The 26,982-nt window shown below is 48.7% G+C and carries 25 protein-coding genes and 1 other RNA gene; 9 read left to right on the top strand and 17 right to left on the bottom strand.

The features are described 5' to 3' along the window. Positions 1-36: 36 nt before the first annotated feature. Positions 37-627 (bottom strand): TetR/AcrR family transcriptional regulator, encoded by a 591-nt coding sequence (locus ACN0TT_RS05765; RefSeq protein WP_417761195.1) that lies wholly within the window; start codon positions 625-627, stop codon positions 37-39. A gap of 182 nt (positions 628-809) precedes the next feature. Between ACN0TT_RS05765 and ACN0TT_RS05760 the strand changes: the two genes are divergently transcribed. Beyond that, positions 810-1,469: a DJ-1/PfpI family protein gene (locus ACN0TT_RS05760; RefSeq protein WP_417761194.1), complete on the top strand. Its 660-nt coding sequence runs from the start codon at positions 810-812 to the stop codon at positions 1,467-1,469. A gap of 164 nt (positions 1,470-1,633) precedes the next feature. On the opposite strand, the gene ACN0TT_RS05755 is transcribed toward ACN0TT_RS05760, so the two are convergent. Beyond that, complete coding sequence (locus tag ACN0TT_RS05755; protein WP_417761193.1) at positions 1,634-3,040, bottom strand: HD-GYP domain-containing protein; 1,407 nt, start codon at positions 3,038-3,040, stop codon at positions 1,634-1,636. Between the two features lie 436 nt (positions 3,041-3,476). Here ACN0TT_RS05755 and ACN0TT_RS05750 point away from each other — a divergent pair, with 436 nt between their 5' ends. Both ACN0TT_RS05750 and ACN0TT_RS05745 read left to right on the top strand, forming a co-directional pair. After that, positions 3,477-4,547 (top strand): aldo/keto reductase, encoded by a 1,071-nt coding sequence (locus ACN0TT_RS05750; RefSeq protein WP_417761192.1) that lies wholly within the window; start codon positions 3,477-3,479, stop codon positions 4,545-4,547. A gap of 714 nt (positions 4,548-5,261) precedes the next feature. Next, a complete protein-coding gene (locus tag ACN0TT_RS05745; protein WP_417761191.1) occupies positions 5,262-6,230 on the top strand; it encodes a ribonuclease Z in 969 nt (322 codons plus the stop codon). A gap of 60 nt (positions 6,231-6,290) precedes the next feature. On the opposite strand, the gene ACN0TT_RS05740 is transcribed toward ACN0TT_RS05745, so the two are convergent. From ACN0TT_RS05740 to rsmI, 3 genes are all read right to left on the bottom strand, one after another. Then, positions 6,291-6,707, bottom strand: coding sequence for a hypothetical protein (locus ACN0TT_RS05740; RefSeq protein ID WP_417761190.1), 417 nt, complete (start codon positions 6,705-6,707; stop codon positions 6,291-6,293). A gap of 296 nt (positions 6,708-7,003) precedes the next feature. Further along, positions 7,004-7,359: RNase P RNA component class A (gene rnpB, locus ACN0TT_RS05735), an RNA gene on the bottom strand. 41 nt (positions 7,360-7,400) lie between these two features. Then, positions 7,401-8,243, bottom strand: a complete 843-nt coding sequence (rsmI, locus tag ACN0TT_RS05730) for a 16S rRNA (cytidine(1402)-2'-O)-methyltransferase (RefSeq protein WP_417761189.1) — start codon at positions 8,241-8,243, stop codon at positions 7,401-7,403. A 136-nt stretch (positions 8,244-8,379) separates the two neighbouring features. Between rsmI and ACN0TT_RS05725 the strand changes: the two genes are divergently transcribed. The 4 genes from ACN0TT_RS05725 to ACN0TT_RS05710 are packed head-to-tail and all read left to right on the top strand — an operon-like array spanning position 8,380 to position 11,736. Further along, positions 8,380-10,176: a penicillin-binding protein activator gene (locus tag ACN0TT_RS05725; RefSeq protein WP_417761188.1), complete on the top strand. Its 1,797-nt coding sequence runs from the start codon at positions 8,380-8,382 to the stop codon at positions 10,174-10,176. A 12-nt stretch (positions 10,177-10,188) separates the two neighbouring features. Further along, positions 10,189-10,515 carry a YraN family protein gene (locus tag ACN0TT_RS05720; protein ID WP_417761187.1) on the top strand — a complete coding sequence of 109 codons (327 nt, stop codon included), beginning with the start codon at positions 10,189-10,191 and terminating at the stop codon, positions 10,513-10,515. 55 nt (positions 10,516-10,570) lie between these two features. Beyond that, a complete protein-coding gene (locus ACN0TT_RS05715; RefSeq protein WP_417761186.1) occupies positions 10,571-11,164 on the top strand; it encodes a phosphoheptose isomerase in 594 nt (197 codons plus the stop codon). Beyond that, positions 11,161-11,736, top strand: a complete 576-nt coding sequence (locus tag ACN0TT_RS05710; protein ID WP_417761185.1) for a BON domain-containing protein — start codon at positions 11,161-11,163, stop codon at positions 11,734-11,736. Before ACN0TT_RS05715 ends, ACN0TT_RS05710 begins: the two co-directional genes overlap by 4 nt. 295 nt (positions 11,737-12,031) lie before the next feature. Here the strand turns inward: ACN0TT_RS05710 and trpS are convergent, their stop codons facing one another. Genes trpS through rpe form a run of 3 tightly spaced genes read right to left on the bottom strand, consistent with a single transcriptional unit; the run spans position 12,032 to position 14,411 of the window. Continuing rightward, positions 12,032-13,039, bottom strand: a complete 1,008-nt coding sequence (trpS, locus tag ACN0TT_RS05705) for a tryptophan--tRNA ligase (RefSeq protein ID WP_417761184.1) — start codon at positions 13,037-13,039, stop codon at positions 12,032-12,034. Positions 13,040-13,056: 17 nt separating this feature from the next. After that, positions 13,057-13,740, bottom strand: a complete 684-nt coding sequence (locus ACN0TT_RS05700; RefSeq protein ID WP_417761183.1) for a phosphoglycolate phosphatase — start codon at positions 13,738-13,740, stop codon at positions 13,057-13,059. Beyond that, complete coding sequence (gene rpe / locus ACN0TT_RS05695) at positions 13,740-14,411, bottom strand: ribulose-phosphate 3-epimerase (RefSeq protein WP_417761182.1); 672 nt, start codon at positions 14,409-14,411, stop codon at positions 13,740-13,742. The genes ACN0TT_RS05700 and rpe overlap by 1 nt, the downstream gene beginning before the upstream one ends. A gap of 187 nt (positions 14,412-14,598) precedes the next feature. On the opposite strand from rpe, the gene ACN0TT_RS05690 reads away from it, so the two are divergent. Next, a complete protein-coding gene (locus ACN0TT_RS05690; protein WP_417761181.1) occupies positions 14,599-14,952 on the top strand; it encodes a hypothetical protein in 354 nt (117 codons plus the stop codon). 4 nt (positions 14,953-14,956) lie between these two features. Here ACN0TT_RS05690 and ACN0TT_RS05685 read toward each other — a convergent pair whose 3' ends face one another. The 9 genes from ACN0TT_RS05685 to ACN0TT_RS05645 all read right to left on the bottom strand — a co-directional run bounded on the left by ACN0TT_RS05685 (position 14,957) and on the right by ACN0TT_RS05645 (position 23,959). Then, complete coding sequence (locus ACN0TT_RS05685; protein ID WP_417761180.1) at positions 14,957-15,823, bottom strand: Dam family site-specific DNA-(adenine-N6)-methyltransferase; 867 nt, start codon at positions 15,821-15,823, stop codon at positions 14,957-14,959. Between the two features lie 45 nt (positions 15,824-15,868). Next, a complete protein-coding gene (locus tag ACN0TT_RS05680; RefSeq protein ID WP_417761179.1) occupies positions 15,869-17,278 on the bottom strand; it encodes an AAA family ATPase in 1,410 nt (469 codons plus the stop codon). A 15-nt stretch (positions 17,279-17,293) separates the two neighbouring features. Further along, entirely contained in the window at positions 17,294-18,376 is a 1,083-nt protein-coding gene (gene aroB / locus ACN0TT_RS05675; protein WP_417761178.1) for a 3-dehydroquinate synthase, read from the bottom strand. Continuing rightward, on the bottom strand, positions 18,376-18,891 hold the full coding sequence (aroK, locus tag ACN0TT_RS05670; protein WP_238897145.1) for a shikimate kinase AroK: 516 nt from the start codon (positions 18,889-18,891) through the stop codon (positions 18,376-18,378). Before aroK ends, aroB begins: the two co-directional genes overlap by 1 nt. Before the next feature lie 196 nt (positions 18,892-19,087). Next, positions 19,088-21,139, bottom strand: a complete 2,052-nt coding sequence (locus ACN0TT_RS05665; protein WP_417761177.1) for a type IV pilus secretin PilQ — start codon at positions 21,137-21,139, stop codon at positions 19,088-19,090. A gap of 21 nt (positions 21,140-21,160) precedes the next feature. Continuing rightward, on the bottom strand, positions 21,161-21,676 hold the full coding sequence (locus ACN0TT_RS05660) for a pilus assembly protein PilP (protein ID WP_417761176.1): 516 nt from the start codon (positions 21,674-21,676) through the stop codon (positions 21,161-21,163). Next, a complete protein-coding gene (locus ACN0TT_RS05655) occupies positions 21,673-22,302 on the bottom strand; it encodes a type 4a pilus biogenesis protein PilO (RefSeq protein WP_417761175.1) in 630 nt (209 codons plus the stop codon). Before ACN0TT_RS05655 ends, ACN0TT_RS05660 begins: the two co-directional genes overlap by 4 nt. Beyond that, a complete protein-coding gene (locus ACN0TT_RS05650) occupies positions 22,302-22,889 on the bottom strand; it encodes a PilN domain-containing protein (RefSeq protein ID WP_417761174.1) in 588 nt (195 codons plus the stop codon). Before ACN0TT_RS05650 ends, ACN0TT_RS05655 begins: the two co-directional genes overlap by 1 nt. Then, on the bottom strand, positions 22,877-23,959 hold the full coding sequence (locus tag ACN0TT_RS05645) for a pilus assembly protein PilM (RefSeq protein ID WP_417761173.1): 1,083 nt from the start codon (positions 23,957-23,959) through the stop codon (positions 22,877-22,879). The genes ACN0TT_RS05650 and ACN0TT_RS05645 overlap by 13 nt, the downstream gene beginning before the upstream one ends. 178 nt (positions 23,960-24,137) lie before the next feature. Between ACN0TT_RS05645 and ACN0TT_RS05640 the strand changes: the two genes are divergently transcribed. Continuing rightward, a complete protein-coding gene (locus ACN0TT_RS05640) occupies positions 24,138-26,660 on the top strand; it encodes a penicillin-binding protein 1A (RefSeq protein ID WP_417761172.1) in 2,523 nt (840 codons plus the stop codon). The last annotated feature ends 322 nt before the right edge of the window (positions 26,661-26,982 follow it).

Here is a 26,982-nt window from a genome sequence, read left to right as displayed (position 1 = left end):
AGTCTTAGTGACACGCGGGACTTGTTCGCACCATCCTTAACACTCACCTAACGCCGCTTTTATTTGTGCACGGGTTAACAACTGCAAATAACGCGCTTGGTTAGCTGGCGATTCATTGGCGCCCCCCATAATCCCCATAGTAAACAGATTAAAGTACAGACCGCCAATAGCGCAGCCGAGCGTATCCGCAGGGATCTGCAGTTGCTCAGCAAAACATTGCTGTAAACGCTCACTGATAACCTGTTCCAACTGCTGCCGCAATAGCCGATTAGCTAATGCCATATCGCTGCCTAACTGATAAGCCATCGACCGTCGAAACGCACTATTGCTGTTGAAGAAAGTCAGCATCTCCACTAAATGCTCAGCTGGCTCAGGCGATAACCAATCCGTTGCCGTCTCCTTACCAACAAACAATTTAGCAAACAGCTGCTCATGGCACGCCAATAATACATCGAGCTTACGGTTGAATAGTCGATAGAAACTAGTGCGCCCAACTTGCGCGGCTTGGGCTAACTCAGACACTGAGATGTCACAATAATCTTTACTTTTTAGTAGGTTAAGAAATTCACGCATGACGCGTAGTTTGACGGGATTGAGCTCGTCACTCGGCTCGTTAATGGTGTTCATCACAGGTTGCGATAATAAAGTGATGGCTCACCCTAACTACTCTGCTGCGCAGGAACAAGCGCGCTGGAACAATTAATCCGATCTGTTCCGTCCGGAACAGTTGCCACTAAGTGTCGCACGCCTGCACTTAAGCGGCTGGCTATGATAGTCAGCCTACCTTTTCCATTACCTGAGGAATCATCATGAGCAACACGCTTAATATCGGCATTTTTCTCTATCCCGGCATGACCATGTTCGACGCCTACGGCCCGTTGCAACTCTTGTCATTCGCCGAAGGCTTTCACTGCTTTACCTTTGCCAAAACCGCCGAGCCAGTCCCTTGCGATGCCGGGGTTAACCTGCTGCCCAACTACGGTTTTGACAGTTGTCCCCACATCGACATTTTGCTGGTCGCCGGTGGTGGCAACCCCCATCAACCGATGCAAGATGCTGAAATTCAGAATTTTTTACGTCAAGCCGCCAGCAAAGCGCAGTACATCACTTCTGTGTGTACTGGCGCATTGATCCTCGCCAGTGCAGGCGTGCTCGATGGTTATCAAACCGCCTGCCATTGGGCCTACAAAGCCGCATTTCAGCGCTACCCTAATGTGACAGTGGTTGACCAACGAGTAGTGATTGACCGTAACCACATCAGCGGTGGAGGCATTACCGCAGGGCTGGATTTTGCCCTGACATTAGTGGCTGAGATCAAAGGCGCTGCGGCCGCAAACACATTGCAACTGCTGTTGGAATATGACCCACAACCGCCATTTAACAGTGGCAGCCCACGCTCGGCAGCGCCGGAGTTGGTCGCTGGCGTACAAGCTGAAGTGCATAAGTTGGCAGCGGAATTGTTCGACTAACACCATGTGCTTAATGGCCTTGCTACCGCAGCCCCCATTCGCTTCGCTGACGCAATCGCTCCCTCTCGTTCACTCAAGTTCAGGCTGATAGCCGACCCGCTGGCATCGGTAACATGCAAGCTCCCTACCGTCTAGTTGGACGGTATGAATCCACATCAGGGACGCTACAGTAAAGGTGATGCCGGCACGGCGTCACTGCCCAAACCTTGGGTGTACTTTTCCGGCAATTTTGCTAACGCTGCTTGCAGTGCCTTAAAGCAGTCAGTATCAATCGCGGTACCAATATTCTCGGCCATGATCTCTAAGGTTTTGGGCACGGGAATCGCGCCACGATATGGCCGCTCGGCGGTAATGGCATCAAAAATATCGGCGGTCGTGATAATGCGCGTCATCAGCGAGATTTCGGCGGCAACCAGTCCATCGGGATAACCACTGCCATCGAGTTTTTCATGGTGTGCCGCTGCCATTTTCGCGAACGCTTGCAGTGGCGACAGATGCGCTAAAATGTGTCGCGTGTAGGTGGCATGCAACTGCACCTCCGCCCACTCTTGATCGTCTAGTTTTCCCGGCTTATCCAAAATCGTATTACTCACCCCGAGCTTGCCTAAGTCATGCAACAGCGCGGCACGCTTTAACCATAAGATCTCGATAGCGTCTAACTGCAACTCTTCCGCAATCAGCGTACTAAACAATGCGACACGAGTACTGTGACCTGCGGTAAATGGACTTTTAGCATCGACGATTTTACCGAAGGCACTGACAATACAATCAAAATAATCATCATCCAGCGTACACATCGACTGTGCAGGTGACATGGAAAGCACCTGCGGCGCAATGGATGGCGATGTTAATACCGACACAAATTCGCGGTTATGTTCCAGCGTTTGCGCAATCACCACCAACTGAGGATCCAACCAATGCCCAGCACGATGCTGCAGCTCTTTGAAAGCCGTTTGCAACGAATACTCATGCTGAAATACATCGGTAATTTGTGCCAACAGCGCAATGCGCGCATACAGAGGTATCGCCTCGCCTTTAAGGCCTAATGGCCACCCCGAACCATCCCAATGTTCATCTAAATTTTGAATACCTTGAGCAACGTCTTCATTAAAACGTAACTCGCGCGCCACTTGAGCGCCTTGAGTACAGCGGGTTTGAATGAGCTCTTGCGCGTACTCACTGCCGTTTTTCAAAATATCGACAGCCGTCGTCAATCGTTTACGCCAGCTCTCACCAGCACCGGCATTTTTCATCACAAAATTGATGACACTGGTTAAGCTGGTTCCTACCGTTTTATAACGTTGTTTAAAGCGTAAATCGTCAGTCGCATACAGCTCACAAATACGTGCTGCATTGCTACTGCAACCAGCATCTTTCAACAGCAAAGTAAAATACAAATCGTGCAATTGACTGTCAGACAGCCCCAACGCCTGACCAATATGCATACCAATCCAACAACAACGCATACTGTGCTCTGGCGGCTGACCTTCTGTCATATCTAACGCCACGGTTAATGAAGCAATCAGTTCAGCCAATGGTATTTGAGCGTGAGGAGTAGAAAACGACATCATAAAGCGCAATTCCTGCGAATATTGGAGGCTATAAGCATAGTGAACGCCATCCCCTTTGACGAAAATTAAGTCGCGCTATTTTGTCTTTGAGCATCATGACACAAACCGTTGCACACCACAGCGCCGCGAGTTGTTTACCTGAGGCTTAATTGGCTCAGTATGTCACCAGCATGACTGCGTTTAACGCCTCGTTTTTTGCTGTGGCCCCCCTTTACGCTGCCAGCCACGATCAACAGGCACAGATAGACAGTAAAAATCATTTAAATACAAAAGATTAATCAATACATCCCAAACGGTTATTTATGCTAAAAAAGCGGCTATCAATCCACTAAAGGCATTGTATTTAGTATGACAAATTGTGTTTAAATGCTGCATATATTGCACTGAACTTGTTGCATTACCGTCCACTATTTTTAGACGAAAGAGGAAGGCATTAATGGAATATCGTCAACTGGGGCATTCAGGCCTGCGGGTGTCCACCCTCACCCTTGGTACCATGACATTTGGAGGACAAGGTAAGTTCGCCTCCGTTGGTAACACCAGCTTAGCCGAGGCAAAATCTCAGATAGCCTTGTGCATGGAAGCTGGTGTGAATTTGTACGACACCGCAGATGTTTACTCTGATGGCTTATCAGAAGAGATCCTCGGTAAAGCGCTGCAACAACAGCGGCATGAGGTATTGATTGCCACCAAAGCGCGCTTTCCAATGGGCACTGGCATCAACCAAGGCGGCGCATCGCGTTATCACATTATCAACGCTTGTGAAGCCTCACTAAAACGCCTCGGCACCGACTATATCGACCTGTATCAAATCCATGAATGGGACGGCATTACCCCAGTTGAAGAAACCTTAGAAGCGATGGATACGCTGGTGCGTAGCGGTAAAATACGCTACTACGGTGTGTCAAACTACACTGGCTGGCAACTGATGAAAACCCTTGGCAGCGCCGCCGAAAATCACTATCTACGACCAATCTCACAGCAAATCCACTACACTCTGCAAGCGCGCGAAGCAGAATACGAACTGCTGCCGATCACCCGCGATAGCAATCTTGGTGTACTGGTGTGGAGCCCTCTCGCTGGCGGTTTGCTGTCGGGTAAATATCGTCGCAATCAACAACCGGAACAAGCGCGTCACCTGCAAGGTTGGACTGAACCACCAATTTACGACACCGACAAACTGTACGATATTGTCGATGTGTTGGTTGAGATTGCCGAACAACGCCAAGTATCAGCAGCACAAGTAGCGCTCGCATGGTTATTGAGCCGCGCTGGAGTGAGTTCAATAGTGATTGGTGCACGCACCGAGGCACAGTTAACAGACAACCTACAAGCTGCCGCGCTAACGCTGACTCAAGATGAGCTGGTTAAATTAGAGCAAGTTAGCCGCCCGCCACTGCTATATCCCTATTGGCATCAAGCGACCACCGCCACCGATCGACTCTCAAGCAATGATTTACAGTTATTGCAACCGTATATTGATGATTTTAAAAAGTCATCGAGCTGATGTTTATATACGATCGGCGGGCTTTGATTTACCGCCCAGCGATTTATTGTGGCTTAAGCCATAGCAAACCGTGTTTGCCAAAATCGTGGAAGACACACAGGAAGTATTAATACCGCGGAGCATATGGATGTGCGACAGCGGTGAGACTCGTTCCATACCAGAGGATAAGGGGGCTAGACGGCTTAGCCCCCTTATCAATCCCCCTACCCACAGGCGTTACAAAACGCTACGACGCTTCTGGTTGGCCATCTTCGCCGCGCCGAGGGGTAATTGGTGCTCTCCTTAAATTCAGTTATTTATCGCATTAAAACATGATAACATATTGATTTATATAAAATTCAAACACTTCACATCCAAGTAGGAACGAAATAAATCAATGGAGTACAGGCTATTGGTATGAGGAATGAGGTACTAAAGAATCAATCTAGCAACCATTTAAGTAGACAACTGGCTTAGATGCTCATCCCATATCTGCCTTACGACTTGCGCAAACGGATTTGTAATCGCGCGGAGATAATCTTTGCCAAGCACCACTTGGTATGAGCCCGTGATGGTTTTCCTTCCTTCGCTTGATAGAATGGCGCTTAACCATCATGCGCTTGACGTCTGGTTTACCACATGGCGCACTCATTTAAGCTTGCTTCCAACAGCCACATGATGGGGGAAGTACAGCTCACGCATACGCCCATGAAAATGACAAAGAGATGAGATATTTTGAAACTACAGTTTCTGGGAACTTCCGCCGGCGTTCCCACCAAACAGCGTAACGTAACGGGCTTAGCGCTCAGTGAAAGTGAAGGCAAAGGCTGGTATCTGATTGATTGCGGCGAAGCCACACAACACCAGCTGTTACATACACGGCTTACTCTCAATACGCTTCACGCCATTTTTATTACCCATGTCCATGGCGACCATAGCTATGGATTACCCGGTATGTTAGCCAGCGCGGCCATGAACGGCCGTAAAACACCGCTTAAGATCATCGCGCCCGCCGCGATTCAACATTGGCTGACGGCCACCATACTGCACACTGAGCTGTACTTACCCTATGAGCTGGAATTTATTGATGCGGCCAGTTTGCCTTGCGTGGAGTTTGATCAGCTAACAGTCACCACCACTGCGTTATCACACCGCGTGCCCTGTTACGGCTACAGCTTTACCGAAACAACAGTGAGCACTCAACTTGATACGGCTAAGCTACAACGAGATGGTATTCCCCGCGGGCCGTTGTGGGGGCAAATAAAACAGGGGATAGATGTTGAGGTTGCGGGCTCCCGCGTCATCGCCCAACACTACTTGCTGCCAACCTCAGCGCCGAGAAAAATTGTGGTGGCGGGCGACAATGACACGCCACAATTACTGACCGACACTTGCCGAGACACTGACATGCTAGTGCATGAAGCCACATACACTCAAGCGGTGGCCGAGAAGGTAGGCAGTGGCCCAATGCATAGCTATGCGGCGCAGATTGCGGGATTCGCTGAAACGATCAAACTACCACATCTGGTGCTAACGCACTTTAGTTCTCGCTATCAGGAGAATGGCCCCGCAACCGTGAGGGATATCTACAACGAGGCGAAGGCGGCATACCATGGCCAACTATTCTTAGCACGCGACTTTGCTGAATTTGAACTCCACAAAGATGGGCAATTGTTTGAGCTCAGCAACACCGTAGACAAATAGCTTTATGCGGTAACAAAAATGGCACCTGCTGAGGTGCCATGTTACTTGGTAGAAACCACATTATTTATCAGCGACATAAATAGCGCGACCAAATACCGTTTTAGGTTTTTCTTCATCGGTAACGACAACGCCCCCGCCAGTAAAGGTGTTGTACACCACACGGTCTGCTATATCGGTGTCACCCGCCATGCTATAAATCAAAATACCATTGGCACCCATGGCGGCAGCACGTTGTTTCAGGTATTCAATCGCTTGCTGTTTGCGCTCGTCACTGTTGCCGATGTTCTCGGCCGAACGGGCTGAGATCATCGCTAGAATGCGGTAATTAGCTGGCGCGGTTTCATACAAAACCACTTGGTCAGTGTCGATACTGTCACGTCGCTCTCCTGTGACAATCTGTGCACTGTCCATGGAGGAGCAACCAGCCACCGATGCCAACATCAATATAGCTAGCGCGAGTTTTAGGCGTTTATTCATTACAGTCTCCCTCTGTAAGAGTTGGTTGTTACACTCTTAAAATCCAACGTGATCAAGCCATTCGGCATTCTGTGGTGCGTAAACATCGCCTCAGCAACAACATATCACCCAGCCATCGAACCCCATAGAACAGCCGCTACTGTAATTATTGTAGGCAACTATCAGGTAATTACAGCATGAGTTACTATCTTACTGGACGAGTGGAACTGTTCAACCGCAAAGTGAAAGCGGCAAATTAACCCAGCGCTAGCGCAAAAGAAAAAGCCCAGCTAATCATTAGCTGGGCTTTATTGAATGAGGTGAGTTGGCCTGTAAGCCGGGTCCTGTTCTCCCGAAGGAGCGGCAGCCATTCCTCTAGGCCTGCAATCGCTCGCAGGCTCAAGCAATCTACCCGGTTCCAACGCGAGCCACGCCATAAGGAACCCTATTTGATCTTGCTCCGGGTGGAGTTTACCTTGCCACGCACTGTTGCCAGCCGCGCGGTGCGCTCTTACCGCACCGTTTCACCCTTACCAGCCCGAAGGCAGGCGGTCTATTCTCTGTTGCACTTGTCGTCAGCTCACGCTGCCCAGACGTTATCTGGCACCCTGCTCTATGGAGCCCGGACTTTCCTCCCCGTTCTTGCGAACGCAGCGACTGCCCGGCCAACTCGGCGCGGATTATAGCCTAGCTGGCCTCCAGCACCAAGCTTTTCTACCAACCTTGCTCTAAGCCGTATTTATACAACGCGTTTTTCTTCAAACCGAAGATCTCGGCGGTGATGGCTGACGCTTTTTTCAGTGGCAGTTCACCACACAGCAGTTGCAATGTTTCCAGCGATTTTAGCGGAAACTCGTCGTCATCTTGGCTAATAAAGCCGTGACACATCAGCACGATTTCCCCTTTCTGCTGGTTGGCATCACTTTCTACGATGGCGCGCACTTCACTAATGGTGCCGGTGAGGAAGGTTTCAAAGGTTTTGGTCAGCTCGCGCGCCATCACCATCTGGCGCTCACTACCAAATACCTGCTCCAATGATGCAAGACTTGGCACAATACGGTGCGGCGATTCATAGAAAATCAGCGTGCGCGGATCTTCGCGCAGTTCGGTGAGCTTGTCGATGCGGCCTTTTTCTTTAGCGGGTAGGAAGCCTTCAAACGAGAAACGATCTGACGGCAAGCCAGAGGCAGACAAGGCGGTGATAGCCGCACAAGCACCGGGTAACGGACTCACATTAAACCCCGCCTCACGCACTTGCGAAACTAGGTGATAGCCCGGGTCAGAGATCAATGGCGTGCCTGCGTCGCTGATCAACGCCACCGCTTCACCAGCGGCTAATTTCTCAATAAACCACTGAGCTTTTGCGCGTTCGTTATGGTCATGTAACGCGACGGTGCGCGTCGTAATACCAAAGTGACTCAATAATTTACCACTGTGGCGGGTGTCTTCGCAGGCAATCAACGTCACCTCGGCAAGCACCTGTTGCGCTCTCGGCGTGAGATCCGCCAAGTTGCCGATCGGTGTAGGAACTATGTAAAGGGCGACGGGTAACGTCATATTTACCTCTGGGACAAATGTTAACGGCCTTTCACTCGCCAACATGTAAGGTTAAACTAGGGCCAGCATCTTACCAGAGTACCGTCCTGTGTTAAAAAGACAGAATAGCATTAAGTACGTGTTAGCAGTGTCGCTGATGGCGGCACTTTGGGGTTGTGGTAGCCAACCACGCTCAACCTCTCAAGCACCACAACCGCTATCCAGCACCTCATTACAGAGCAGCCAACAGTCACCCACTTTCTATTTGGATGCCGCAGCTAAAGCCACTGACGCCGAAACGCGCCAACGTTATCTGTTGCAAGCGGTGCAAGCGTATATCAACACCAATCAGTTGAAAGCCGCTAGCGAAATCCTTGATGCGCTGCGTGGTTCATTAGTGAATGTGGCCGAGCTACAAGCGCAGCACCGTTACCTGCAAGCACAGGTGCTGGAGCACAAGGGCATGTTGGCCGATGCGCTGGAACAGCTGAAATATGTTAGTAGCTGGCCGTTAGCCGATTGGCAGTGGCGCAATTATTATCAACTACGCGCCTCCCTGTATGCCAAAACTAAGCGTCCTGTTGAGCAGGTGCGCGAGCTGTGCCATTTGTCGCAATACCTATCAAGTGAAGAAAACGCTGAACTGAATCGCCAAATTTGGTCGCAACTTAATGCCTTACAGGAAGAAACCATAGAGTATTACATTCAGCAAGGCGGCGAAGCGACTTATCTAGGTTGGTTGAAACTCGCCTATTTGGCCAAGCATTACGCGGTAGATCCTAGCTCATTGGTAAGCCAGCTAGGCCGTTGGCAAAGCGCCAACCCTGGTCATCCAGCGGCAATGCAACTGCCACAAGATCTACAAGATGCGTTGAGCACCAAACCCTATCATCCACAAAAAATTGCCGTATTGCTGCCGCTTACAGGTGAACGTGCCAAAGTGGCGGAACCGTTGAAAAATGGTATCACCGCGGGTTATATGGATGACCCAGATAGCAACGTAGCACTGCAATTTTACGATACCGCCACAGGCGCTGCGGCCGCTTACCAAGCCGCCATTAGCGCTGGGGCAGATTTTGTGATTGGCCCACTGTTACAAGACAATGTGCAGCAGGTGATTGAATATAAAACCACGCACAGCAAGCAAGCAGATGCCACACCATTGCCGCCGCAGCTTTTCCTCAACAACGCTGAAGCGCTGAGCAAAAATAACGATGAGTTTTATTTTGCGTTGTCGCCAGTGCAGGAAGCGGTTGATGCCGCCCAACGCATGTACCAAGACGGTATTGAGCAGCCACTGCTACTCGCCAGTGATGACGCAATCGGCCATCGCATGGCAGAAAGCTTCAATCTCAGTTGGCAACAACTTACTGATAAATCTGCTGAAATCCATTATTTTACCAATGATAAAATGCGTAACACAGTGCAGAACGCGCTCGGCGTGACCGACAGCGAAGCACGCATTGATGCGGTGAAAAAACTCTTGGGCACACGCGTCAAAGCCGATTTCCGTTCTCGCCGTGATGTTGACGCTATCTATATGATCTGTAGCGCCCAAGATTTGACGCTGCTGAAACCGTTCATCGACGTAAACTTTAGCGTGTTTGCCGAACCCGCTAAGTTATACACCAGCAGCCGTGCCCGCCAAGACGATAGCCGTCAAACCGTGCAAGAACTTAATAAAATCACTATCAGTGATATTCCTTGGTTGATGGGAGCCAACGGTAGCAGTAATTTAGCGTCACTTTGGCCAAGCTGGGGTAACCCGCAAAAACGCTTGTACGCCATGGGCTTTGATGCTTTGTCGCTGGTTAATAAGCTGGCGCAAATGCGCGCTTTCCCAGGCTACCAATTAAGTGGCCATACGGGCTTACTGTCGGTCAACAAAGATGGCGTGATCAATCGCCAACTCAAGTGGGGTCAATATAACCACGGAGTGCTACGTTCAAACTAAAGGAATGATTTCATGGACATCGGCAAGGATGCTGAACAACGCGCCAGAAGGTACTTAGCGCAGCGCGGTCTAACTTTTGTTGCTGCAAATGTACGCTACAGTTTTGGTGAATTGGACTTAGTCATGCGGGATGGCAAACACTGGGTCTTTGTGGAAGTGAAATATCGTTCCAATCGGCAGTTTGGTGGGGCAGTACAGGCGCTGGGTGCAGCCCAAGTACAACGACTCCGTCAGGCTGCCGCGTGTTATTTACAACAGCATCGAATTGATGCTCCCTGCCGTTTTGATTTAGTTGCCATTGATAAGCAGCAAATAGATTGGGTACGCGGGGCGTTTTAGCCAAGATTTTTGGCTCGTGCCAAGCCAAACAAGCCGTGTTTTTGAGGATATGTGAATGTTAGAAAATATTAAAGCCAGTTTCACTGAGTCGATTCAAACCAAAATCGATGCAGCCGAAGCATTACCAGATTCGATTGCCAAAGCGGCAGAGATGATGGTGAGCTGCCTGTTGAGCGGCCATAAAATATTGGCTTGCGGTAACGGTGGTAGCGCGGGGGATGCCCAACACTTTTCCGCTGAACTGTTGAACCGCTTTGAGATTGAACGTCCACCACTGCCAGCATTGGCACTGACCACTGACAGTTCAACACTGACCGCAATTGCTAACGATTACAGCTATGACGAAGTGTTTTCTAAGCAAGTATTAGCGCTGGGTCAACCGGGCGATATCCTGCTGGCTATCTCTACCAGCGGTAACTCACGTAACGTGATTAAAGCGATGGAAGCCGCCCTGAGCCGCGATATGACCATTGTGGCGATGACCGGTAAAGATGGCGGAGCAATGGCAGGGTTGCTGAGCAGCAATGATGTCGAAGTCCGCGTGCCATCCAACATCACCGCGCGTATTCAAGAGGTGCATCTCTTGGTTATTCACTGCCTTTGTGACAACATTGATAAGACGCTGTTTCCGCAGGATGATGCTCAATGAAGCTTTGGATGTTGCTGAGTTTTATGGTTTTTACGCTCACCGGTTGTGCTGGGGCCATGATGGCAAGCACGGTAGGTGGTGCGGTAATGCTCAACGACGAACGCTCTATCTCAACTCAGCTAGACGACTCGAGTGCCGACTTCTCCATTGATAACGCCTTGAGTGCCAATGAAGAATTGCGCAAGAACTGCAATGTGTCAGGCATCTCGATGAATGGCAACGTGCTACTGATAGGTCAAGCGCCTAGCTCGCGCTTGCGCGATTTGGCCGTCAGCACAGTGCAAAACTTAAAACTCGGCGGTAAGATCCACAACCAGATCCGCATTGGTAACCCGATCTCTTTTACTACCCGTAGTAACGACGGTTGGATTACCACCAAGGTTAAAGGGCGCATGCTCAATGACAAAAACTTGGATATGACTAGGATTAAAGTGGTGACCGAAAATGGCGAAGTGTTTTTGCTCGGCTTGGTCAGCCGTGAACAAGCCGATTTGGCCGTCGATATTGCCCGTAACACCTCAGGTGTGCGGCGGGTCATCAAGGTATTTGAATACACCGATGCCGCTAGCTAAACGTTGATTCATCCATAAAAAACCGAACATAGTAGATAATGCCGAGCGCTTTAAGTCATTGAACGATCCTGAGCAGACTTCATAATCGGTCTCAACATTGTTGAGGCCGATTTTTTATACAAATTCTCTACAGAGTTACAGATTAACGCCGAGTTTTTTGCCAGAAATATCGCCTCAATACGTTTGCTAAACAGAAATACCCATCACGCTCTAGAGATAAAAATGCCACTCGATCTTAAGCGAGTGGCATTCATTAGTCATAGTAGACCGATTTTTTGTTATTCAACGCTTGGTGCTAGACCAAGAAACCCACTTTTTCATATACCGTTTTCAGGGTAGCTTCTGCGCGTGCTTGCGCTTTTTCCGCACCGTCACGCATCACTGCATCAAGAAAAGCACGATCTTCGCGGAATTCGCGATAACGTTGTTGCAACGGCTCTAGCATCGCAACCACCGCTTCACCGGCAGCCACTTTCAGGTGGCCATACATTTTGCCTTCGAACTGTGCTTCCAGTGCACTGATACTTTCACCTGACACACCAGACATCAAACTCAGCAAGTTAGATACGCCGGGTTTAGCATCAGTATCAAAACGAACGACCGGTGGCTCATCACTATCGGTGACCGCTTTTTTGAGTTTTTTCAGCACGGCTTTTGGATCTTCCAGCAAGCCGATAACGTTGTTACGGTTATCATCTGATTTAGACATCTTCTTGGTTGGATCTTGCAACGCCATCACTTTAGCGCCTTGCTGGGGAATAAATGGCTCTGGCACTGTGAAGGTATCGCCATAAGCGTTGTTAAAGCGAATCGCGATATCACGGGTCAATTCCAGATGTTGCTTCTGATCTTGGCCGACAGGGATTTCGTTCGCTTGATACAACAAAATATCAGCAGCCATCAGCACGGGATAATCAAACAAACCGGCGTTGACGTTACTTGAGTGACGAGCGGATTTGTCTTTGAATTGCGTCATACGACTCAGCTCGCCCATCTGGGTGTAGCAGTTAAGTACCCAAGAAAGTTGCGTGTGTTGCGGTACATGTGACTGCATAAATACCGTGCTTTTTTTCGGGTCAACGCCACAGGCCAGATACAGAGCCAAGGTATCAAGACACGCTTGACGTAATTTTTCGGCATCCTGACGCACAGTAATGGCATGCAGATCCACCACGCAATATAGGCAATCATGGCTATCTTGCATATTCACCCATTGACGCAGCGCGCCGATGTAGTTGCCGATGGTCAACTCGCCGGAAGGCTGGGCACCGCTAAAAACGATGGGTTTACTATTACTGCTCATTTGCTCGTTTGCTCCGCTCATTGCTCTGGCGTTAACAACGCCAGAATGTGTTCAAAAGATTCGCAGACCGCATCCGGGTCACTAAGTGCGATATCTTCACCGTAGTTATAACCGTAGGTCAAGCCAATCGACGCGATACCCGCCGCTTTCGCTGCCTTAATATCATTTTTGGAATCACCAACCATCAACAATTGCTGTGGTTGCAGTTGCCATTGCTCTCGCAGGTGGTTGAGCGGCAGGGGATCAGGCTTCATCTTTGCCAAGCTATCGCCGCCCAAGATCGGATCGAATAATTGGCTAATACCGAAGGAGTTTAACAGTGGCACGCTAAACTTATGTGGTTTGTTGGTCACAACTGCTAATAAATAACCCGCTTGATGTAACTGAGTTAACACATGCTGTACCCCTTGATACAGCGAGCTGTATTGCTCTAAACAATCAGCATAGTGGCGCATAAAAATCGGCATGGCCTCATCCAACTGCGTCTCACTGGGCGTCGAGCCAGTCACCGCTGTGATGGCACGTTCCATCAACTTAGCCGCGCCGTTGCCAACCCAGTTACGCACTTGCGCCTCGGTCACATTTGCTAACCCCAACTCTGCTAGGCTGCGTTGTGTTGCCACCGCAAGATCAGGCACGCTATCGACCAATGTACCGTCTAAATCAAATGCTATTCCCTTAATCTGACTGAAGTTATTCATTAGGCTCCCTTTGCGAGTTCATTCCTCATTTGTTGGATCACTGCCGCATAGTCAGGCTGACCAAAAATAGCCGAGCCCGCCACAAACATATCTGCGCCTGCCGCGGCAATCTCGGCGATATTATCGACCTTGACGCCACCATCAACCTCTAAGCGAATATCAAAACCACTTTGATCAATTAGTTGGCGTACTTGTTTGAGCTTACGTAATGTTTCCGGAATAAATGACTGACCACCGAAGCCGGGATTCACCGACATCAGCATAATCACATCCAGTTTATCCATCACATACTCTAAATAAGTTAATGGCGTCGCTGGATTAAAGACTAAGCCCGCTTTACAGCCATGCTCGCGGATCAACTGCAAGCTACGGTCCACATGCTCAGTAGCTTCTGGATGAAAGGTGATAATTGAAGCGCCAGCAGCGGCAAAATCAGGGATCAAGCTGTCTACCGGCTTGGTCATCAAGTGCACATCAATCTCTGCCGTCACGCCGTGTTTGCGCAGCGCGCTACAAATCATTGGCCCAAAGGTAAGATTGGGAACATAGTGATTGTCCATCACATCAAAGTGCACAACATCAGCACCAGCTGCCAGCACGTTATCGACTTCTTCACCAAGTCGAGCAAAATCAGCAGCTAGAATGGAAGGGGCAATTAAATATGGACGCATAATGTTCTCACGAGCTATCGGAAAGTGGTCTATTCTACCCGCCCGCTTAGGCGGTCTCTACTATTCATTAGCGATTTATGGTGCAGTTTGACGTTAACACCTTACTGATAGTTGAGCTCAAAAAAGGTGTTTAATTTATCATCGCGTTTGATATACTCCAAAAGTCGTAACAATTTGTGAACCGATAATGGACGCCAAACCGCAAGCATTATTACCTAACTTAAGATCTGTTGCAGTCATGCTGACCGCGGCAGGTGTTGTGGTAATTGCGGTATTTGTTATTGAACGGGTCACCATGCGAAATGACCAATTGGCATTGAATTGCGGTACACAAAACGAATATAACGCGGCGTTACCCAGCAGTCATCCAAGCAACCGCTGTGCTAACCAGCAACAAGAACTGACTTGGCGTAGTTGGTTCAGTGGTAAGAGTCGCTCAGGCCAATTCCACTTTATTGACTTGATGGAGTTACTCAACGGCCATCAAAGTAAACCGCTTGATTCTGTCACACCTAACAGCAGCCGCAACTCACAAAGCTAATCTGTTATTTCGCTCGTCTAAACGGCACTATCTGTCCAACTTGTTGCTGTCGCTCCGCTGCGTACAAAGCGATCAATTCATCCACTTTCTTACGTGATTCACCTTTCTGGCTGATATTACGTTGTACGCTGATCACTTCCAATGTCGCACCGCGATACAGCTCGCGCGTTAATGGTATGTCGTGATTACTGATCACCACCGGAATACCACGCTCTTGCGCCGTATGGCGTGAACGACGCGCCAAAATTGCTTGGTCATCCAAGCTAAAACCTGCGCCTACATAGGTTGTGAAACTGGCAGTGGTCGACAATGGTGCATAAGGCGGATCGCAATACACCACATCACCTTCCGTCAACATATCAAAGGCTTGTTGATAACCGATACAGACAAATTCTGCTTGTTGCGACTTTTGCGAAAATCCGCGGATCTCTTTTTCGGGAAAGTAAGGCTTTTTATAGGAACCAAATGGCACGTTAAACGAGCCCTTTCGGTTGTATCGGCATAAGCCATTAAAGCCGTGACGGTTGAGATAGAGAAAGCCTAATGCACGGTCGAGGCTATCTTTAGCACCGTTAAAACGTTGGCGGGTGTTGTAGTAAAAATCGGCATCGTTGTTGGCATCAATAAATAATTCGCCCGCGAGGCCTATAAAATGCTCCGGATCGCGCTGAATGATGCGGTACATGTCAATCAGATCGCGGTTGATGTCACACAATAGATAGTTGTCATAATCGGTATTCAGAAATACCGAACCGGCACCAACAAAAGGCTCAACTAAACGATTGCCAGCAGGCAAATGACGGACAATGGCATCAACCAGCTTAAACTTTCCTCCCGCCCATTTTAGGAACGCCCGCTGTTTTTTCATCATTAATTAATGCCAGACAGAAAATGTAAAAGGCTGATTCTACCCGTTTCACTGAGAAATTTCATCGCCAATTCTTGATTGTGGTTGATAATCCTGAATATCCTTCCAAGCACGTAACCACGGTTCGCTAAAGCCCTTAGTAGTAAACTTTTTCATTGCTGCGCTGGCATCTTTTCGCTGTGAATAATTACCAACGAACACCACCCACCATTGCTGATGACGACAGATGATATAGGGTTCATCCGCCAACTGCGCCAGTATCGGTTGCAATGAGGCGCGACTTTGTACACTCGCAAGCTGTAGGGTGTAACCGGTGCGAGGCAGCACCGACAAATGGCTATTTTTAGCCGAGTCGGTTGCGGCGGGCTTAGCTTGCTCTGTCCCTTTCGCTCCGACAATCGTTGCAGCAGTGGCGGGCTTGTCACTGCTAACCTCAGCGGTCGCCACATCGGCAACACTGCGGGCATCTTTTAATAAGTCGCTGTCTTCGGCATTGCTGCTCGGTAGACTCGCATCAGCGCTATCAAGCTGGTCATCCGCTACCTCGACGGGCATTGGTAGCGCTTCGAGTAATGCAAGCCCCGTCAGTGGCGGTGCAAGCGCTGCGGGCTCCAGTAATCGCTCCGCATAGGTCAACAACGGCGAAACTTGAGCTAATACGGTTTGCGATTGCGGCACGGTTGGCAGTGGCGTATTTGCTCTTAGTAAGTACCAAGCTAGCACACACCCAAACAGCAACAAGCCAACACTGCTCAGCAGCCATTTTATCCACGGCAGCTTACGCGGCTCAGCTGGCGTGCCGTGCAGCGCTAACGCCAATAAAGCCAACACCTCTGCTGGCGTACCCGATTGTTCAGCGAGCTTAGGGCCAATAATCTTGCGCGGCGTAAAGGTGCGTTGCTGTGAACGCGTTAACAAGGTTTGGTATAAACCTTCACGCTCAGCCATGTTAAGTGCAGGAATAGTAATCGGGAGTAACAACGCGCGTTGCGCTGCCGGTAACTGATGCTGTAACTGCTGGGCAAAACTTGCTGAAACCGATGCGGTAATGGTGATGGGATAACCGGCACAATGCAGCTGAGTTAGCAGCAGCAATTCAGCCCACAATGCCAGCGGCAGGTGGTCGGCATCGTCAATCAAAATATGGATTGGCTGCTGCAAATTGGCGGTAAAGCGCAGCAAGGTATCGGCAAGCGAGACCTCATCATCAAACAGTGGATCGGGCAGCAATTGCATGATGATTTTGCGGCGGATCTCTTGCTCAGAAACATGTTGTGGACAACTAACTAATGACAGGTTGCGATTATCCAACTCATTAGCCAGAGCGGTGAGTAGACTGGTTTTGCCACTGCCTTTGACGCCTCGTAACAACACCAACTGCTGGCCGTAACTAGCAAGGTGAGTCAGACGTTGGATGAGCGCTTCTTGTGAGGGTAAAAGCAGTTCGTCGTGTGCCACAGGGTCACCCGTAGGTTACTTGCGGCTAACGACCTGCTCCAGCAAAGTATCGGTCACTTCGCTAAAGACGGCAGCACTTCCTAAACTGGTGGGTAACACCAAACGAATCTGACCAGAAAGCACTTTTTTATCGCGCCGCATATGTTTAATAAATGCGTCAAAACCCATGCTATCTGGCGCCGCGATTGGTAGATCAAAGGCGGCCAATAGTGCAGTAATGCGACGGACAATTGACGAATCAATCAATCCCATGAGTTCCGCGGTTTGCGCAGCAAGGACTGTGCCAGCAGCCACAGCTTCTCCATGTAGCCACACACCGTAACCCATTTCCGCTTCAATCGCGTGGCCAAAAGTATGCCCTAGGTTTAATAAGGCGCGCACCCCCTGCTCGGTTTCATCTTCAGCCACCACGGTTGCTTTAATTTCACAGCAACGTTGGATCGTATAGGTAAGTGCGGCGGGTTGCAGGGATTTCAGCGCATCGACACTTTGTTCAAGCCAAGTAAAAAACTCGCTGTCCCAAATAATACCGTACTTAATCACTTCGGCCATACCAGCCGCAAATTCACGGGCTGGTAGCGTGCTTAAACATTGGGTATCGATCAATACGTTTTGCGGTTGATAAAACGCACCAATCATATTCTTGCCCAGTGGATGGTTAACCGCAGTTTTCCCCCCAACGGACGAGTCGACTTGCGACAATAAGGTGGTGGGGATCTGCACAAACTGCACCCCACGTTGGTAACTGGCGGCAGCGAAGCCTGCCATATCACCAATTACACCGCCCCCTAACGCGACGATCACCACATCACGCCCGCAGTTATGTTCTAACAAGGCAGTAAAGATATGGTTAAGTTGCTCAAGGGTTTTAAATTTCTCACCATCAGGCAACACCACCGCCTGCACCTTAGCAATTTTGCTAAGCACATCGGTGACTTGCTGAAGGTATAAGGGCGCCACCACATCATTGGTCACAATGAAGAGGGTGCGCCCTGCTAGATGAGATAAATGGGTACTACTCTGCGCCAACAGATCTTGGCCAATCAGGATGGGATAACTACGATTTCCTAATTCAACCTGGATCTGAGCCAACGCCATTAGAACTCCAATTTATCGATGATTTGGTTTGCGACAACTTTAGCGCTTTGCTCATCAGTTTTAACGATGACATCCGCAATCTCTTCATACAGAGGATTACGAACATCCGCTAAATCTTCCAGAACTTCGCGTGGATTATCTACTTGCAGTAGCGGACGACGTTTATCACGCTGGGTACGCGCAACCTGTTTATCAATGGTTGTTTCCAGATAAACCACAATGCCACGAGCAGAAAGATAGTTGCGAATATCTTTGCTCTGAACAGAGCCACCACCCGTTGCCAACACAATACCCTGCTTTTCAGTCAGGTCAGCGATGACCTGAGCTTCACGACGGCGAAAGCCTTCTTCACCTTCAACATCAAACACCCAAGCGATGTCTGCACCAGTGCGGCTTTCAATTTCTTGATCTGAATCGTAAAACTCAAGATGTAGCATTTGCGCCAAGTGACGTCCTATCGTGCTCTTACCGGCACCCATAGGCCCTACTAGAAAAATATTACGTTTTTCAGCCATTTCTTATACGTCTGAATCTTATGAATAGTTTGCAGAAAGTCGATTTGGCAACAAATCGACGGGATTGTTACCTTGCTCTTTAGAGACTTGATTTGGGATTATCTCAGTTAATCCCCTCTGTTAGCAAGTAACCGTTCACACTTAATCATGAAAAAGCCAGCGACGACATCGCTGGCTTTTATGTTAACGGGCGTTACTACAGCTTCTCAGTGACAATTTTAGGTGTCACAAAAATCAGCAATTCGCGGCGCTCGTTAGAGTCAGTGGTGTTTCTAAACAAAGCACCAAGCACAGGAATATCACCTAAAACAGGGACTTTGTTGACACTGTTGATCAGCTGCTGTTGATAGATCCCACCCAGCACTATCGTTTCACCATTATCAACCAATACCTGTGTGCCAACTTTTTGGGTGTTGATCGATACTGCTTCACCTAATGGCGTTTGTACTGTCTCACCTTGCGAATCTTGGGTGATCTCCAAATCTAGAATCACTTTATTGTCTGGCGTGATCTGTGGCGTTACCCGCAGCGACAATACGGCCTTTTTAAACTGTACCGTTGCAGCCCCACTCGACGCTGATTCCACATAAGGGATCTCCACCCCTTGCTCGATGTAGGCCGCTTTCTGGTTAGACGTAGTGATGCGTGGGCTAGCGATAATCTCGCCTTTGTTTTCCTGCTCCAGTGCACTCAGCTCTAAATCCAATAAGGTACCATCCGACAGTTTTGCCACACTAAAGGCGATACTGGCCGCGTTGCTGGCACCGGCAGGCAGGTTAACGTTAAGACGGTCGGCGAGATCTGGTGTGGTGCCAGACACCAAGCCAGATGAACCTTCTAACGAGCCGGATGTACCATAGTCACCTTGTAAATCAGTCACGCCCCAGCGCACGCCTAAATCCTGTGCCACGGTGTCGCTCACGGTCACCATGCGCGACTCAATCAATACCTGCTTTATAGGAATATCGAGCGCATCAATCAAACGATGCACATTTTCTAATGTCTCGGCAGTATCTTTTACCAATAAGGTGTTGGTGCGTTCATCCACAGCCACGCTGCCGCGTTCAGACAATAGGCTGGAGCCTTCACCTTTCAGTAAAGTCGCAATATCAGTCGCTTTGGCATAGTTGATTTGCAAATACTCAGAGTACAGCGGTGCCAACTGTGCCACTTCCTGTTTGTTTTTCAGGTTCTGGCTTTCACGGATAGCAATCTCTTCCGCTGGCGCGACCATCAAAATGTTGCCTTCAATACGCTTATCTAAGCCTTTGGTTTGCAGAATCAAATCCAACGCTTGATCCCATGGCACATCATCTAGACGCAAAGTAATGCTGCCTTCGACGGTGTCACTGGTCACTAAGTTGAAGTTGTTATAGTCAGCAATGATCTGCAAGGCAGTACGGACAGAAATCGTTTGGAAGTTGAGCGAGATATTCTTTCCAGAATATTTCTTTTTCGGCTCAATAGAAGCAGCTTGTTCGGCTTTTGACATTACCACCTTAAACTGAGTGCCTTCTTGCTTGTAGCTAAATTCATACTGACCTTTTACGTCGATCATAAACCGCGTAGTCATGCCATCTCTAAAGGTTTCAAAGCTAGTAACTGGCGTGGCAAAGTCTTGTACGTCCATCACATACAGCATGTCATCGGGAATGTCGGTGTTGAAAAACTTCACTTCCAGTTTGGCACCAACCTGCTCTACATTGGCTGCCACGGAAGAGTTATTCAACTCCACTACCAGTTCTCCGCCTTTACTACCGCTACGGTGAAAATCAATATTTTTAATTCTGTTAACAAAAGGATTGCTGTCTTGCGTTTTGGGATCCATCACTTCGTCATTGATGGTTAAGCGGTAGGTGTTACCAATCACTTTACCTTGATAAGGTTTTACCTTTTTCAGTGTCAATACCACTTGCAACGCACTATCTTGCTGCTGGGTGGTCATTTCAGTGACACCGACTTGGTTAATCGGCAACTCGCTTTTTTCCAACTTAGAAGAGGTATCGGCAAAGACTAAACGAATACCTGCAGGATTAGCATCAAGGGAAATTTTGGGTTCAACAATAGGATCAGCAAATACCAGTTCCATCTCTAATTGATGGTCAATAATGGTGTGGTATTTGACATTCAAGAGCTGGTTGTCTGCCATTGCACAAGGAATGAGACTAACCGCCAAAACACATCCCAATGCGAGTCGCAACCATGTGCCTGTCTTTTCAGGTCGGCTATGCGCCACAATAGATCTCATTATTTTCTCATCCTTCGCCAGTTATTCGCCTGTTAGTTCTAGGCTGCTATTCCGTTCAGTCCAACAGCCGGCACCGTCAGGAATTAACTCTCTGATATTAATACTGTTTGCAGAAACTGCCTCGATACGTCCATGGTACAGCCCCAAGTAATCTCCCACGCCTAGGCGATACACGCTGCTATCCGCGGTTTCCACCAACGCCCAAATCACCGAGCCTTGACTGAGGGTGCCACGCATTTTGAGATTATCGAGTGCGTAGGTTTCTAAACGGCCTTTCTTGCGTTTCAAATCAGGCTGCAAGCAATCTCTTGAGCTATCCACCACCTCTTCAGTTAATTCTCGTGCAGGCGGAACAAATGGACTGCGTAACAATTCTGCTTGGTAAACAAAATGTTCAAACTTGGGCGGCTCCTTCAGCGGCGGAATGCGCGCTTTATGATTTTCTTTGGTGAACGCCACAAATTGTTCTAAATCGGCGCGGTCGCCAATACAGCCCACCAGCAACAGCATCATGCAGACAATTAGTAGGAATCTCATTTGGCTTTCCCCTGTGTCTTAGCATTTGCTGCTGGTTGAGCCGCGCCCTCTTTAAAGCGGTAGGTTTTCGCCAATATCTCCATCGATAACTGCTCGCCGCTTTCATCACGTTTAATCGTGAAGTCATGCAAACTCACAATGCGCGGTAAATCAGCGACACCAGATACCATGCTGCCCAGTTGGTGATAACCGCCTTCTACCGACATTCGAATGGGATATTCGATATAAAACTCTCGCTGAATTTCAGCGTCCCAGTCGATACTGAGAATTTTTAAACCGGAATCGGTCGCCACAAACGTCAGGTCATCCAATAGTCCAGGCATTTCGTTTTGTGAAGGCAGCATTTTTAACAATTCAGCGAACTGTGCTTCCATTTCAACCAGTTGTTGGCGATATAACTCAAGGTTAGCAGCCAGTTGGTATTTGCTTTGAAAATCCTGTCGCAATTGCACTTCTTTACGCTGTTCGGCGTCATAACTATCTAACGCATCCCCCACAAAGAAATAGTAACCACCGGCGAATACCAATAAGGCTAATATAATGGCAAATACGGTTTTGACTTGGGTTGGCCAACCACCAATGTTTTCCATATCCAGATCATTAAACTGGCTTAAATCTAGTTTCATTATTTGCCAGCTCCCTTGGTTTTGGTGGCATCAAGGTTATCTTGAGTAACCCCTTTAACCGTTACCTTTAAGCGGAACCGCTGTAATTCACGAATATCTTCTTGTTGGGAAACTATCGACTGCATAGATGGATCTTGTAGCCACTCGGAGGCCTTGATCTTACGCATCATGTTAGCGACGTTGTTATTGGATTCGCTACGCCCTTCAATCCAAATAACGCTTCCTTTTTTCTCCACACTGGATAAATAAACGCCCGGCGGAATCACACGAACTAACTCATCTAAAATATGAGTCGGCAGATTTCGCGATTGCTGAAGGTTTAAAATAATCTCTGTGCGTTTTTCAATATCGGCTTTGCGCTCTCGAATTTTTTTAATTTCGGCAATTTGTTTATCGAGTAGCTGAATTTCATTTTGCAAATAAGCGTTACGCTCACGCTGGTCTTCGGTGAGTAAACCGATAAAACTGATCGTGAGATAAACGCCAAAAGCGGCTGCAATAAATACTAATGCGAGTACGCCTAAATAGTCGCGTTTCTTTTTCTCGCGAGCTTCTTCCCGCCAAGGCAGCAGGTTTATGTTCGCCATTGACCATAACTCCTTAATGCGAGCCCACAAGCAACCAAGTATTTATTGATATCTTTCTGAAGCAGTTGCCGCACTTTATCGTCAGCCTTCAATGTTCCTTTGAAAGGATCTGCAATGACGGCTTGCACATCCAGTTCGCTCTTGAGCACATTGACCATACCTTCCAGTTTAGAAGTTCCACCGCTAAGCAGCAGAAAATCCACTTTATCCTTGCCACTAGAGGTGCAATAGATTTGCAAGGTACGCTTGATTTGCTGCAGTAACTGCATCTGGAATGGCGATAACACTTCCAGCATATAGTTACGTGGCAGATCACCATCGATTTTGGCTTTCTCCGCCTGTTCATATGGCATGCCGTAGTATGATTGGATGGATTGAGTGAAAAGTTCGCCACCAAAGGCTTGTTCGCGGATGAAGGTGGTTTCATCATTCTCGACCACCGCAATGGTGATCATGTTGGCACCGATATCCACTAGCACCGCCACGCCTTGTTGTTGAATGTTTTCTGGCACTTGGGCTTTAACGAGTTGATAGGCACGCCCTAGGGCATAACCTTCAACATCCACCACTTTGGCTTCCATACCAATACCGTCGAGGGCATCAATACGAGCATCAATGTTGTCTGTGCGGCAGGCGCTGAGTAACACATCAACCTTGGTGTTGTCGTTCTTGTTAACGGAGAGCGTTTCGAAATCAATGCTGACTTCATCAAGAGAATACGGAATGAGAGTGTCAGCTTCAATCTCAATTTGCGCTTCCATTTCGACTTCACTGAGCGCGGCGTCCATGTAGATCACTTTGGTCATCACCGCCGAGCCAGACACTGAAACTGCCGCGAATTTTGATGATTTAGGTAACAAACGTCGCACCAGACGCAGCGATTCGATCACCGCATCTAAATCCCTTATTTCATGGTCATTCACGGCACCTTTTTTCACTGGCACAGCGGCATGAGCCAAAATTTTATAACCGTCAGCGACCTTACCCAGCAGAATGGCTTTGACTTCATGGGAACCGATATCTATCCCCACCATCTGCGGTGCCTGACGCCTCCATAAGTTTGAAAGCATAGTCCCGTGCCGTCTTTTAGTTGTTGATTTCTAGCGTAGCACATAGTTTACGCATATGTGATCAAAACAAGTTTAGCATTAACATTGTTTTGCTTGTTTTTAACGCAGCTTTTTACTTCACGCTGACCCCTTGGCCTTATATACTAAGGCGCCAAAACAACGAGCGGAATTTTATCCTGTGAAGTGGTTAAAACGGATTGTCATTGCCTTTTTCAGTTTAATGTTGCTGGGAGTCATCTCAGTAACCGCAATTTATTTTTACGTTTTACCTGATTTGCCGGATGTTGCCACATTAAAAACTGTGCAATTGCAGACACCTCTCAAAATTTATTCAAAAGACGGTAAGCTGATCTCACAATTCGGTGAAAAAAGACGAATTCCGGTGGAATATGACCAAGTACCACCGCAATTAGTTAACGCTGTATTAGATACTGAAGATGCTCGTTTCTTTGAACATATGGGGATTGACCCGATTGGTATCACGCGTGCTGCTTTTATTTTGGTAACGACCGGTAAGAAAAGTCAGGGAGCGAGTACCATTACTCAGCAGGTGGCGCGGGGCTTCTTCCTTTCTCGTGAAAAAACCTATATCCGTAAGGTTAAAGAGATCATACTGGCGCTGAAGATTGAGCAAGTGCTCACTAAGCAAGAGATCTTGACCTTATACCTCAACCGTTCGTTTTTAGGGAACCGTGCCTACGGCGTTGGCGCTGCAGCGCAAGTGTATTACGGCAAAAGCCTGAGTGAACTGACGCTGCCAGAGATGGCAATGATTGCTGGTTTGCCGCAATCCCCTTCCGCCGCTAACCCACTGCGTAATCCAGTCCGTGCACTGAATCGTCGTAACTGGGTACTCAGCCGCATGCTAGAAAAACGCAGCATCAACCAGCAAGAATACCAAACCGCAATTCAAGCACCGATTACCGCCAGCTATCACGGTGCGGAAATCGACCTGTACTCGCCTTATGTGTCGGAGCTCGTGCGCGACTACATGGTACAAAAGTACGGTGAAGAAGAGGCTTACACTGGTGGTTACAACGTTTACACCACCATTGACTCGCGCCTGCAAAATGAAGCGCAGCAAGCCGTGCGTGACAACGTATTTGCCTACGATGAACGTCATGGCTACCGCGGTGCTATCAGCACTATTTGGACTGATACCGCCCCAGCCAAGCAGCAGATTTTGGACACCTTAGCCAAAACCAACGCTGTCGATGATATTCAACCCGCAGCAGTGATGCAGTTGGGCGAGCAAAATGCCACAGTAATGTTAACCAGTGGCAAGCAGATTGAACTCGCTTGGGATGGGATAAAGTGGGCGCGTAGCTATATTTCAGATCGCCGCCAAGGCGCTGCGCCAAAAACTGCCGCCGATGTGCTCAAGGTTGGGGAAATGGTGTGGGTGCGTCCGATTAACGACACCTGGCAGTTATCGCAAATTCCTGAAGTATCTAGCGCTATGGTATCGCTGGCACCACTCGATGGCGCAATTCAAACACTGGTCGGTGGCTTTAGCTTTTCCATGAGCCAATATAACCGCGTGACACAAGCGAAGCGCCAATTGGGTTCTAATATCAAACCGTTAATTTATACCACTGCACTTGAAAAGGGCTACACCTTAGCCACGCTAATTAATAACGCACCAATCAATAAGCCTGACCTCCGCCAAGGTACCGCATGGCGTCCGAAAAACTCGCCGGACGTCTATGGCGGCCCAACTCGCTTAAAAGTCGGCTTAGCGCAATCAGTTAACGTGATGGCGGTACGGGCGCTGCGTTATGTTGGCGTCGATAACGCCATCGACAAATTAGTAGAGTTTGGCTTTGACCGTGAAGACTTAAACCGCAACGAATCATTGGCGTTAGGTTCACCATCGGTCACACCACTGCAAGTAGTTACTGCCTTCACCACCTTTGCTAACGGTGGTTACTTGGTCGAGCCTTACTATATTGACCATATTGATGATGGCTACGGCAAAACCATTGAGCAAGCGCAACCCGCATTGGCCTGCGACGAGGCTAAGTTGCCTAATAGCAACGATATTGCACCAACGCCAGCTTTTGACGATAACGCTGCGTCGCCAATGGCATATAACTGTGCTAACCCAAAAGCCCGCCATGCTAAACGGATTGTGTCGAAGCAAGTGGCATTCCTGATCACCGAAGCGCTGAAGAGTGTCATCTGGGGCGGTGGCGACTGGAACCATGGCACCGGCTGGAACGGCACCGCTTGGCGTGCAGCTCGTTTGATCAAACGGCATGACATTGCAGGTAAAACCGGTACAACTAACGAAGCGCGTGATACCTGGTTCAGTGGTTTTAACCCAAGTTTGGTGGCCACCGCTTGGGTCGGTTTTGATGACCATGGCCGTCAGCTTGGCCGTACAGCATGGAATGCCAATGCGCCAAAAGACCAAATTACCGGCGGTGAGTCAGGCGCTAAGACTGCGGGACCAGCGTGGAACCAGTTTATGTACCACGCATTGAAAGGCACCCCAGAGCAACCGATGCAACCGCCAGAAGGCATAGTGTCAGTACGTATCGATCTGGCGACGGGGCTATTGTCACGTAAGACCGACTATACCAGCGACTTTGAGTATTTCATTCGAGGCACAGAGCCAACGGAATACGCTCAGGACAATAACAGCGAAGACAACAATATCTTTATCGATAACAAAGCAGCGACACAAGAACTGTTCTAGCGCATAACACTGTCTTATCGCAAACATCAGCCCCCTACTTTAGGGGGCTTTTTATGCCACAAAGGATCGCCACAGCAGGTCGCATGCATTGGCATTTGGGCAGGGTTGGTTAGCGCATCACACCAGCGTGTGGCGATGAATAAACGGCTGCGATAACGAAAGATGTGCGCCAGCTTCGACCAGTAACGCAGCAACATCGAGTAGGGTGAGGCGCTAACGCCTCATCCCTCTCACAGAACCGTACGTACGGGCCTCGTATACGGCTCATGCATACTCCAATCACCATGATTGGTGACACAACATTAATCTGACAATCTTATGT

It is taken from the genome of Shewanella sp., from assembly GCF_048265805.1.
Lineage (GTDB): Bacteria > Pseudomonadota > Gammaproteobacteria > Enterobacterales > Shewanellaceae > Shewanella.
Note: the sequence above shows the minus strand (reverse complement) of the source record. Positions and strands in the feature narration are given on the sequence as shown.